The organism is Curvivirga aplysinae (genome assembly GCF_009711445.1).
In the GTDB taxonomy this organism is placed as follows: Bacteria; Pseudomonadota; Alphaproteobacteria; order UBA8366; family Aestuariispiraceae; genus Curvivirga; species Curvivirga aplysinae.
The window spans coordinates 1-11766 of sequence record NZ_SMMC01000112.1; the positions used below are offsets into that span (position 1 = coordinate 1).

The window sequence follows — 11766 nt, forward strand, 5'->3', positions numbered from 1 at the left end:
TACATAAATTTTACGGTGCCTATTTGATAGGAAAAGGGAATTTGGTGCTGCTATTTTAGCAAATTCCAAAGCTGCCCCCGCAACTGTAGTTGATCGTTTTCATATTGATGAAATATGGAAAGTTGAATACAGGCCACTAAAGTTTTCGTTAAGGAAATTTGGGAAGGCGTATTTATAGGTCAAAAGCCAGGAAACCTGCCGTGATTCGTATTAACTCTCATCGGGCGGGGTGCCCCGGAAGGAATATTATGTATCAAGATACATCTGGCTCTATGTCATCTAACGCGTCTATGATAATGGCGCGCGAAGTTTTTATGCATTGGATTTTAACAATGCCTGTAAATGCTTCTCCAGCAGTGGAAGCACAAAAAGTTCTTGAAAAACAAGATAGCCCACTGGAAAATCTTCCTAAAGAAGTACAGAAAGATCTTCGTCATATGTTACGTCAGGTTGCTGAAAATATTGCAGCTATTCCTAAAAGGCGTCGACGTAATCGCCATTTAGCAAACTGATTTTAGAATTTCTAACTTAATAGCCTATCTCGAATAGACTATTAATCTATTGAAGTTGATATTAATTGCTAGCCATCTTACTAAAAATCTGTTCCAATCTTCGTCAATAATAAAAAAGCCTAGCCAAGACCATTCAAGGGAAAGTTTGTTGGAGTGTGGTTTTGGTTTAATAGGGAGATGAAGAATTGACCGAAGAAAATCAGGTTGAAACTGTTGATAAAAGACAACAGGCCGAAAGGGCTGCCTTTACGGCACTAAGAGATCTAGGAACATTAAAAAATACTATTCGAGGTGAGTTTGAAGGCACCGTACATCATGTACAAGAAGCCAGTGCCGAGGCTGAAGCTTACTCTGCAGAAGTTTCTAAAGCAATTGATGCTGTGAGGGCGTTATCTGAAATTGCGCGTTCTGGCGCAGTGGAGGCGACACAAAATGTTGACGCGATGGCTGCGGCTACTGAGGAAATGAATGTTTCAATTGGTGTCGTTGGGGATCAAATTCAAAAAACGGCCCAACGCGCACATGGAGCAGCCAATGATGCACATGCCGCAGGTGATGTTATTGAGCGGCTCGTTTCGGCATCGGATAAAATTGGCGACGTGGTGAAGTTGATCGCAGGTATTGCTGGCCAAACAAACCTCTTAGCTTTAAATGCAACCATTGAAGCGGCAAGGGCTGGTGATGCTGGCAAAGGATTTGCGGTTGTTGCAGGTGAAGTGAAAAGTTTAGCCAGCCAAACAGCAGATGCGACAAAAGATATTACGGATCAGATATCAGAGATTCAATCTGTCACCAAACAGGTTGTTGACGCAATTCAGAATATTTCATCTGCTATTCAGGAAGTGGAAGAATATACAAGTGAAGTCAATCACACAGTTGGTGAACAGGTAGAAGCTGTTCAGGAAATTGGACAAAACGCACAGCGTGCGGCTCTCAGTACAAATAATGTAACGGAGGCTATTGAAAATCTATCTGCAGAAATGGCAAATGTTGAGACAACTTGTGATAATCAACATAGCAAATCAAAAGAAGTGCATGATCAGATTGTGCAAATGGAACTTCGTTTGGCTGTTGCATTGGAAGAAGATGATACAACAGAGAACCAAATGCTGAGCCATGTTCCATTTTCGATGCGTGGGCGTGTTGATGGTATAGGTGCATTTGATGTGCAGAATCTCGCAGATACTGGGGGATATGTATTTGAGCCTTTCGCAAGTCAGTTAGCCCAAAAATCTATGCGGATAGAGTTGATGCCTGATCTTCATATATTAATGAATTTTGGTGAACTGCGAGATGAGAAAGTTTACGGTGAAATCGCATCCGAAGATCGTGCAAAAGTGATGCGGTTTATCCAATCTGAAAATGTTATGGATCAGCCTTACATAAGTATAAATGCTGAAGCCGCAGGGCAGATTTCCAAGGTATTTGAAGAAGGGATACGTCGAGGTGAAATCAGTTCGGAAGATTTGTTCGATACAAATTATCTCCCTGTAGAAGGCTCTGATCCTCAACAACATGTAACGAAGTATATTTCTTTCGTGGATAGGGTATTACCCACGATACAAGAGCCGATTTTGGATTTTGATGATAAAGTCGTATTTTGTGCAGCTGTGGATATGAATGGATATCTGCCAACCCATAATGTGATTTACAATAAAACACAGAAGCCAGACGACCCAGTATGGAATGCCGGAAATTGTCGCAATCGTCGTATCTTTGCAGATCGAACTGGTGCGGCGGCAGGTGCTAATAAGCAACCCTATCTCGTGCAAAGTTATTTGCGCGATATGGGCGGGGGCAGTTATGTCCTTATGAAAGATTTAGTAACCCCGATTATGGTGCAGGGTCGCCAATGGGGTAATCTACGTATTGGATATAAACCTAGATAATCCATAGGAGGAGCTTCCTATTTATCAAAATAGGAAGCACTCTGTCCTCTTAGTTCTTTCATAACCCAGATTGACAGGGCGAATGTAATTGCCGCTCCCGCTTGGTGGGTCACAGCCAAATGCATGGGTACGGCTAGCATTAATGTAGAAATGCCAAGTGCTATCTGAAGGATAAGCATGCCAAATAATGCATTTATGGCATTTTTCGCACGTGGGGCAAGATCATGACGTTTAGAGGCGATCCATAACCAGATGATCACAATTGCTGTCAGATACGCCATGCTTCGATGATTGAATTGCACAGATTGCACTGTTTCAAAGAAATTGATCCACCATGGGTCACGCCAGAAATATCCATTTGGGAAGAATTCGCCATCCATAAATGGCCAGTCGTTAAATACACGACCTGCTCCTAAGCCCGCAACGAGTGCACCACTTATGGCGGTAAAGAAAATAACCGCATGGGCCATGGCACCTACGCGGCGAAAACTTCGTTGTACCGCTTTACGGCCCTGTTCAATTGGGGCTAAGAAATCAAGCATAACCCAGATTAAGTAGCCTAGGATCAAGAAGGCGACCCCCAGATGGGTTGCCAATCGATATTGACTGACATCTGTGCGATCAACAAATCCGCTTTTAACCATCCACCAACCGATCACACCTTGAAAACCCCCAAGCAAGAGTAAGGCTGTGAAATGACGTTTGTAACCTTTAGGAATTTGACCTCGTAACAAGAACCAGAAAAATGGAAGGCCGTATACAATGCCAATCATGCGTCCCCAGACACGATGGATATATTCCCACCAGAAGATATTCTGGAATTCTTCAAGGCTCATGCCAAAATTCGCAAGTTGGTACTCGCTGGTTTGCTTATACAGCTCAAATACCCGTGTCCATTCTTCTACGCCGATGGGAGGAATCCAACCAATAAACGGGCGCCATTCGACCATGGATAAACCAGATTCAGTCAGGCGTGTGATGGCGCCAATAATCATCATCATGAAAACCATAAACGCAGAAAGAGCCAGCCAAAGGCCAATATTGCGTTCCGTTTTAGTTTGTTGGGTCATATCTTCGTATCCATGGAATGAAGGTTATGTTTATTTGTTTGGCTGAGAGAATAGTCACCTTGCGGAATTTGCCAAGACCCCGCATACTTATTGCTAAAATAAATACGCATAAGAGGGGTAATTGGATGCGGTGGCCATTGGTAACTGGGGCTAATAATTTTGTTTTTCCGAATCTTTTGATTTTTTTAGAATCCATGCATGAATTTATGCCCGATGAAAAAATCTATGTTGCTGATTTTGGATTAACAGATGCACAGACTCGCTATCTTGAGGCTCAAGGGCATTTGTTACCCTTGCCTGAGAAATTGAGAGAGTATGATCATGCTTGGTATCGTAAAGCTTCGTTATATGATTATTTAATGCCGCTTGGCGTCGACGGCTTTGTTTGGCTGGATTGTGATATGATTCTCACCGAGGACTTCCGCCCGGCAATGGCTTCGATTATGGAAGAAATGGAAGCAACGGGCACGGATATTTCTATTTGTCAGGATGCCGGCGGTATGACCTTTCAAAGCTTTTATGATTTTGGCAAATCCCATGAGGCAGATATTGAACCATTTAAGAATTTAGCCGCAGCGATGGGATGCCCAATGGAAAGTGCGTATCTGAATTCTGGTGTTATGATTTTGAATGGTATGGAACTTCCAATGTTATGGGGTGCCATGACACGTAAACAACATCAATGGCTATTATTTGAACAATGTAGTTTAAATTTATTGGTTCAAAATGGTAGTCGCAAAATGAATATGCTGGATTGTCGTGAATGGAATGCACATGGACCATTTTTGGAAGATGTTATGACCGAAAGTGCACCATATGCATCACGTATTGTCCATGTAACTTCATCTGGAAAATTGCATTTTAATCAAGAATTTAAATATGATCACCTTGATAAAAGTATTTCCGGGAATTTGAAGTTGTTTGTTCGAGAAGATTTGAGGAAAATTTTGCTAGATAATTTCGCCAGGAGTTTTGAACGCAACGGCGAACAGATGATAGAGACAGGTCTGTTAGTTTAGTTAAAAGTTAAACGCGCCCTTCACGTTTTCTCTGAATAGGGTCATATTTTGATACCATGGGGTCAAACTGCCGTCGAAGCCCCATCGCCATTCCGGTGCTTTTTGCAAAATCAAATGTGTGCGAACGCCCAATGCACCAGCCAGATGGGCTGGACCTGTATCTGTTGTGATGACTAAATCAAGTTGATCCATGACCGCAGCCGTATCAATAAAGGCATCATTTCCATGATCCAGTTTCATACCTAGGTCAGTAACATTTTCTGGTAATTTTATTTTCTCTAACTCTTCCCTCCCATGAAGGCATTGTAGGATGAAATAATGACTGTCAGATTGCAGATGCGGCAAATAATCCGCAAATTTTTTGGACCGTCCTGTTTCTGCCTGAGAGGATGGGTCTCCTTGCCAGATTAGGCCTACTTTCTTTTTCCTGCCAGCATTTCTTAGTGTGTCTTGCCATCGTAGTCGATTATTTTCTTCTGCAGACAGATACGCTTTTGACCCAAGAAGTTCGGCTTCTGTATCGATCTTTAAGAAATGTGGTAAAGATAAAAGAGGGCAATGTATATCAGCCGTTTTGTCCGCAGCATCTGTTATCTTGATTTGTTGGCAATTGGTCTCTGTAAGCAAGGACCTTATCAGACGGGCCAAGCGTGGACGTACCCAGAATGTTACTTTACATCCTAATTCAAGTATCTTAGGGACAAAACGAGCAAACATAATCGTATCTCCCATACCTTGTTCATCATGAATTAAAATATGTTTTCCTTGAACATTTTCACCTTGCCAAAGAGGCATGGGGAGGTTGGGCATATCCATGGTTTCACGTGTCCACCGACTTTCATAATCTGCAAAACCTGCTTTAAAATTACCAAGAGCTAGATTCATACAGCCATGCTCAAAGCGAATCGTGGGGTCGCTTGACGCCATTTCAAGTGCTTGAGCCAGAAGATCAACTGCGACTTCAGGTTTCGCTAAGTCACGGGCACACATTGCGGCAAGTTTCAAGATCTGTGGATCACGTCCCGAATACTTTATTGCTTTTCGATAGGCGTCTAATGCGCCACTTTTCTCGTTTAGTCCTGATAATACATGACCAAGCCAAGTTTGAACTTGCCCGTCTTGAGGTAGTAGCTTTTCGGTTTTTAAAAGATGCTCTTTTGCTTTTTCAAGCTGCCCTGACTTCATCAAGGCGATCGTCAGATTGTGACTGGCGCCTCTATGATCTGGCATAAGATCAATGGATTTCTGCCAAGATTTAATGGCTTCATCTTCTAATCTTCCGGCGGCTTGAACTGTCCCTCGCCAAAACCAGGCTTCAGCATTACTACCTTCATGAATAATCCACATTTCTGCATGTTTTAAGGCACCCATGATATTGCCATTTTGCAGACAGGATTGAATGGAAACAGCTTGGCTCATATCATCTACCTATTGAATTGATAGTCTATAGATTAAAGTGATTTGCTTGGAATGCCCAATAAAAAACCCCGCATCAACTATGCGGGGTTTTTCAAGAAATCTTAAATTAAGATTTATTCGAAAACATTCAAAACTTCACCAATTGGGTGAGAATAATGAAGTGTAACAACTTCTGTACCAGGATTGCTGTCACCGATACCTGCATTTGATAAGTGGTAAAGGGATGCACCAATACGTGCGTTGTTATCAAACTCATAAGCAACTTCGATTGCTGAGCGGAATTCAATGGCATGTCCAAGGTCTTTACCATTGCCATCAGAATAGATACCTGGGGCGAATGACGGTGCGATAATAATGTTATCGGTTACATACCAGTCATAACGAACACCTGCATAGATATAACCAGCACCTTCACCTGTACCCATTACACCTACGAATGGGTTAAGATGGAAAATCTCACTACCGGAAATTAGTTCAACATGACCGGTTGCAGTTTGATCTTCATCATCGCCGTTCAAAGCATCGTAATAGCCAACACCAACACGCAAATATGAAGAATCATGTTCCTGTGCAAACGCAACAGAACTCATTCCAAAAATTAATGCTGCCCCTGCAGCAATCTTCCCCAATAACCTCAGCACGGCTACCTCACTTGATCCATTGTCTTTAAAATAAACAAACAAACTATATGTGTATAAAATAAACTTGTTTGCAGAATTCTCATTAATCTAGGTTAGGTATACTCAAATTATGGGGGATGGCAAAGTATTTATTCAAGTTAAATTAAAGAAAATCATATTTGGCTGGATATCGTGACAAGAATGCAACGTTCTGAAATTGATAAGGAAAATTACTGAGGGGCGCATATAGTATAGCTTTGATGATGCTTGTAATGGCTTGGGGTATTGACCAATCTGTCTTTCAAGCGTAAAAGAGCGCGCCTTTTATAAGATTATTGTCTTATTGGGGTGCTTTGTTTATCCCATAACTATATGGATATTCCGAGTTTTCGCGCCAAACTGATTCGTAGTGATACAAGTTTGTTTGGTTATCAAGTAAGAAAAGGCGTCAAAAGACGCTAATTGCTATGTAAAGGATTAATCCCATGGCTCGTCGTTGTATGATCACCGGCAAAACCGTGATGAGCGGTAACAACGTTTCTCACGCGATTAACAAGACTCGTCGTCGTTTTCTGCCAAACTTGCAGACAACACGTTTGATGAGCGAAGTTTTAGGCGAAGATGTTCGCTTGCGCTTGTCTACACGTGCATTACGCACAATCGAAGTTAAAGGTGGCTTGGATGCTTTCTTATTGGGCACACCAAATCGCAAACTTCCAGCTGAAGCGCAAAAGATCAAACGTCGCATTCAGAAAAAAGCAGCTGCTGCATCTTAATTAGATAAAGCATATTTGCTGAAGCATTTCTTGACCCGATCAATTTGATCGGGTCTTTTTTTTGTCTTAAATTTGCTATGTTCGCAAATTTTGCAACATATTTGCAGCTTCGATCATCTTATCGCGCGCTAAGAGTTGATCTGATGATTGAGGTAATATCGCAGTTAATAGAAACTCAATTTCAGCAAGGGCTGTTTCCCGATCAATACCACCTAATTGTAAGCCGCAGCGAAGCCATAACCCATCTATCGCAGTCGTCAATGTCATCGTTATTTGTTTTGCATGAGCTGTGGTCGTAATTTGTTTTAATGCGGAGTATAAGTTTGAATACATTCTGCGATAAATAACTGCCTGTATGCGTTGAAATTGCATATTGAAGGGAACTTCTGCACAAAGGTTGATCCAGCTATGGGCAACCTCGGGTTTAAAGGATGTATGGGAAAAGTTTGCTTGTACGATCGCGTATATTCTTTCCCATGGATTTTGAGCTACATTGAAGAGACAGACAACCTCTTTCCTGACGACCGAATTTGCCTCGCGCATCGCTGCCTCTAACAATTCATCTTTATTTTTATAATAATGAAGAATCCCTGCTTTAGATATCCCGGCCTCTTCAGCGACCCTATGTAGTGTAGTTCCCTGAATGCCATATTTTGTGAGAGTTTGATATGCCGTAATCGCCAATTCCGAACGGCGAATTTTTGCAATATTTTTCCGACCCATCGATAAGCCCCTTTCTTATTGCAGAATAATTTTTGTTGACTCATTAAGCAATACTGAACAATAAATATATTTACATACCATTTGGTAAGTTTATATTTTAATCGTTCAGGGAGGACGAAATGAATCAGCAAAAATATATCAAGAAAATAATTGCACCGTTACTTGCTGTCGCGTCAGTTTGGGCTGTGCCAAGTGTCGCTGCTGATAGCCAAAATTCATGTGACCTTGTACGCATGGCAGAACCAGGATGGACAGATTTGGCACTAACTACTGGAACAGCTTCAGTCATACTAAAGGGGCTAGGATATGACACAGAAACCAAGGTACTTGGTATTCCAGTCATATATGAAGCGATGGTGAACCGGGATCTCGATGTATTCTTAGGTTACTGGGATCCAGCCATGGAAACATATTTTGCAACCTACAAAGATACAGGGAAAATCAAAACAATTCACAAAAATTTGGACGGTGCGAAATTTACTTTTGCTGTGCCGAAATTCGTTTATGAGGCAGGCGTCACAGACTTTAGTGATCTGAAAGAACATGCTGATAAATTTGATAAGAAGCTTTATGGCCTTGAGGCGGGTTCAAATGAGCTAATGTTTGATGTTATTAATGACACGAAGTTTGGAATTACGGACTGGGAAGTGATTGAGAGCTCAGAACAAGGCATGTTGGCACAAGTCGATCGATCTATACGCCGAAATAAATGGATTGCTTTTGTCGGCTGGGCCCCTCATCCCATGAATACACGATTTGAGATTGAATATCTAACGGGTGGCGATGACCATTATGGTCCAAATTTTGGTGGTGCTTCTGTTTATACGCAAGTACGTGAAACGTATATCGATGAATGCCCGAATGTATCAAAACTCCTGAGCCAATTGACCTTTGACGTTCCGATGGAAAGTAAGGGGATGGGATATATTCTAGAAGATGGTATGAGCCCGGAAGAAGCTGGTATTTTGCTGATAAAAGAGAATGCCAATCTTTTGGATGGTTGGCTTAAGAATGTAAAAACACAGGATGGTGCAGATGGATTAACCTCTGTGAAGAAGTCATTAGGCTTATAGTCGGATGTTATTCAAAGCTTCTGAAGAAAAAAATGAAGTCATAAACGGGAAGCAGATATGTTATGTGGAAATAGGACAATCTGCTTCTCCGGTTCTGATTTTAATCGTTGGTCTAGGCATGCAGCTTGTGGAATGGCCTGTTGGTTTCATTCAAGCCTTATCAAGAAAATATCGACTAGTATTACTAGATAATCGCGACGCGGGGAAATCAGCTAGATATGGTCCTGTTCATGAAGAGACTGCGAAAAATTTTGATTGGCATTTAAGTGATATACGAGGGATGGAATATGATCTATTTGATATGGCTGTCGATATCATAGATTTGGCTGATCACTTATCTATTCGCAAATTCAGCTGTATAGGGTTTTCTATGGGCGGCATGATTGCGCAAATTGTAGCAGCTCAACATAGGGAGAGAGTTGAAGCTTTGGCATGCCTATGTAGTAGTGGTGGGACATTGCCTTTAGGGGCGACTAAGGAAGCTGAAAGTGTGATGAATGAAACCATGCACAATGCTCGGCATGATATTGAAACATATACTTATCGCTTATTTAAGAGTAGCCAATATTTTCTTGGAAATGCGCCTTTTGACACAAAGAAGCTTTTTATTGAAACTCAAAAACTCGTAGAACGTAGCTATAACCCAGGGGGGATATTTCGACAGGCGAAAGCTATCTATGGCACGACTGATCGACAGAAATTATTAGAGCAGATACATGTCCCAACCTTAATATTACATGGAATGGAAGATACTTGTATCCATCATACACATGCAGAGAATACGAAAAGATTAATATCTCTGGCCCGATTAGAGCTTCTACCAAAGCATGGGCATTATTTAAGCGACGAATTAGGCATGAGAGTACTTAATTGGCTTGCAGAGGTTCATTCTAAATAGAAAAAGCCCGGATTATCTATCCGGGCTTAATATTTTGGGTTATTTAACTGCGTAGCTCTGACAAGAAGTTGTCTACTTCACGCTTCATTTCGTTACTTTCATTTTCTAAATCTTGTGCAACGGTGTGTAGCTCTTGAGACAGCGCGCTAGTTTGTTCTGCTGCATTTGCAACTAACTCAATACGCTCACTCACATTACGTGTTGCGGTGGCTGTATTTTCAACATTCATCGCAATTTCACCTGTTGCCGCATTTTGTTCTTCTACCGCGGAGGCAATGCCGCTTGCCATTTCATCAATAGTATTGATCATTTGAGTTACTGCATTGATGTTTTCGGCACTGGCAACAGTTTGACCTTGAATAGCTTTAACCTGATCTTCAATTTGACCTGTCGCGCTAGATGTTTGGCTGGCCAAGTTTTTCACTTCATTCGCTACAACCGCAAAGCCTTTACCTGCTTCACCTGCACGGGCCGCCTCAATGGTCGCGTTGAGAGCCAGCAAGTTTGTTTGTTCTGCAATGTCATGAATAAGATTGACAACATCTCCGATAGATTGCGCGGCTTCTGAAAGACCGGATACTTCTCGGTTGGCTTCTTCTACTTGTTCCACACCGTCGCGCAAAGAGGTGGATACTTGTGCAACCTGACGAGAGATTTCTTGAATGGAAGAAGAGAGTTCTGTACTTGCAGCAGAAACTGTTTCCACATTTGTACTCGCTTCTGCTGTCACGCGGGACACTTCCCCGGCTTCATCGGTGGTTTGGGTGGCGTTAGATGCCATACGTTCAGACGTGCCTTGAAGTTGGGAAACTGATTTATTTACACTTTCAACGACATTGCGAATACGGCTTTCTAAGCTGTCAGCCATGGCTAAGGTGTCTTGGCGGCGACGTTCTGTATTCTCTTTTTCAATCTGATCCTGTCGGCTACGAAGTTCATCGTTATGCTTTGCTTGGTCACGGAAACCGACAACTGAGTCAGCCATTTCTCCCAACTCGTCCTTGCGGCCAATTCCTGTGATTTCTTGGTTATAGTCTTTATTGCCAATCGCCAACATGTTTTCACGTAAACCTAGCAAGGTGTTCGCAAAGTCACGACTAATTAGATATCCGATAATTAAAACAACAATTAAGCTGATGACAGCCACGCCGACAAATTCAAACAGGATTGAAAGAGCCGCAGCCTCTAGGTCATCAACATAAAGACCTGTACCTATATGATGACCCCATGGTAATGGTGCCGCATAGGAAACTTTTTCAAAGGCAGCGTCTTTATCTTCACCTGGTTTGGCCCAGACATAGCTAAAGAAGCCATTATTCTTACCCTTTGATGCCGCGAGTAATTCCTGAATTACAAATAATCCGTTTTGATCCTTAACTTGTGACATATCTTTGCCTACAAGTTTTGGTGCTGCGCCATGCATTTGTGCGATACCTTTTCCATCATAGGAAAATAGGTAGCCTGCGCCGTTATCAAATTTTATATCGGCTGCAACTTCATAGTATCTTTGCAGGGCTTCCTCTTTAGTAAGAATACCTTCATTAATTTTCTTTTGATAGCCTTCGGCAACATTGATTGCGGAATCAACAACAGATTTTATCTTATCCTTTCTGTCTTCCAGCATAACGGAAAAAATGGTTGAAGAGCCTAAAAATGAAATAATGGTTAAGCTAAAGACCATCAGGACGAGGAGGATTCCAAATTTTGCACGCATTTTTAAGTTTTTTATCATTTTCCGGCTCCCCATAATCCTATGAAGTCTATGTT

At 41.8% G+C, this 11766-nt stretch carries 11 protein-coding genes and 1 riboswitch; of the genes, 6 read left to right on the top strand and 5 right to left on the bottom strand.

Going from position 1 to position 11766, the window contains the following annotated elements; translation table 11 throughout:
* Position 1 precedes the first annotated feature (1 nt).
* Positions 2–217: riboswitch (cobalamin riboswitch) on the top strand.
* A gap of 31 nt (positions 218–248) precedes the next feature.
* The gene (locus E1160_RS02955) at positions 249–512 is read left to right on the top strand and encodes a hypothetical protein (RefSeq protein WP_155153505.1); all 264 of its coding nucleotides are present in this window, start codon (positions 249–251) and stop codon (positions 510–512) included.
* A gap of 185 nt (positions 513–697) precedes the next feature.
* On the top strand, positions 698–2401 hold the full coding sequence (locus E1160_RS02960) for a methyl-accepting chemotaxis protein (RefSeq protein ID WP_155153506.1): 1704 nt from the start codon (positions 698–700) through the stop codon (positions 2399–2401).
* Between the two features lie 17 nt (positions 2402–2418).
* On the opposite strand, the gene E1160_RS02965 is transcribed toward E1160_RS02960, so the two are convergent.
* Positions 2419–3471, bottom strand: a complete 1053-nt coding sequence (locus tag E1160_RS02965; RefSeq protein ID WP_155153507.1) for a COX15/CtaA family protein — start codon at positions 3469–3471, stop codon at positions 2419–2421.
* 125 nt (positions 3472–3596) lie between these two features.
* Between E1160_RS02965 and E1160_RS02970 the strand changes: the two genes are divergently transcribed.
* Complete coding sequence (locus E1160_RS02970; RefSeq protein ID WP_155153508.1) at positions 3597–4490, top strand: glycosyltransferase family protein; 894 nt, start codon at positions 3597–3599, stop codon at positions 4488–4490.
* Here the strand turns inward: E1160_RS02970 and E1160_RS02975 are convergent, their stop codons facing one another.
* Both E1160_RS02975 and E1160_RS02980 read right to left on the bottom strand, forming a co-directional pair.
* The gene (locus E1160_RS02975; protein WP_155153509.1) at positions 4491–5909 is read right to left on the bottom strand and encodes a tetratricopeptide repeat-containing glycosyltransferase family protein; all 1419 of its coding nucleotides are present in this window, start codon (positions 5907–5909) and stop codon (positions 4491–4493) included.
* Positions 5910–6022: 113 nt separating this feature from the next.
* Positions 6023–6550, bottom strand: coding sequence for an acyloxyacyl hydrolase (locus E1160_RS02980; protein WP_155153510.1), 528 nt, complete (start codon positions 6548–6550; stop codon positions 6023–6025).
* Between the two features lie 464 nt (positions 6551–7014).
* Here E1160_RS02980 and rpmB point away from each other — a divergent pair, with 464 nt between their 5' ends.
* The gene (gene rpmB, locus E1160_RS02985) at positions 7015–7305 is read left to right on the top strand and encodes a 50S ribosomal protein L28 (RefSeq protein ID WP_155153511.1); all 291 of its coding nucleotides are present in this window, start codon (positions 7015–7017) and stop codon (positions 7303–7305) included.
* 75 nt (positions 7306–7380) lie between these two features.
* Here the strand turns inward: rpmB and betI are convergent, their stop codons facing one another.
* Positions 7381–8028 (bottom strand): transcriptional regulator BetI, encoded by a 648-nt coding sequence (betI, locus tag E1160_RS02990; protein ID WP_155153512.1) that lies wholly within the window; start codon positions 8026–8028, stop codon positions 7381–7383.
* Between the two features lie 119 nt (positions 8029–8147).
* Here betI and choX point away from each other — a divergent pair, with 119 nt between their 5' ends.
* Together choX and E1160_RS03000 are read left to right on the top strand one after the other, a co-directional pair.
* Positions 8148–9101: a choline ABC transporter substrate-binding protein gene (gene choX, locus E1160_RS02995; protein WP_155153513.1), complete on the top strand. Its 954-nt coding sequence runs from the start codon at positions 8148–8150 to the stop codon at positions 9099–9101.
* Positions 9102–9105: 4 nt separating this feature from the next.
* Positions 9106–9999: an alpha/beta fold hydrolase gene (locus E1160_RS03000; RefSeq protein ID WP_155153514.1), complete on the top strand. Its 894-nt coding sequence runs from the start codon at positions 9106–9108 to the stop codon at positions 9997–9999.
* 43 nt (positions 10000–10042) lie between these two features.
* Here the strand turns inward: E1160_RS03000 and E1160_RS03005 are convergent, their stop codons facing one another.
* Positions 10043–11731: a methyl-accepting chemotaxis protein gene (locus tag E1160_RS03005; protein ID WP_218048674.1), complete on the bottom strand. Its 1689-nt coding sequence runs from the start codon at positions 11729–11731 to the stop codon at positions 10043–10045.
* Between the last annotated feature and the right edge of the window lie 35 nt (positions 11732–11766).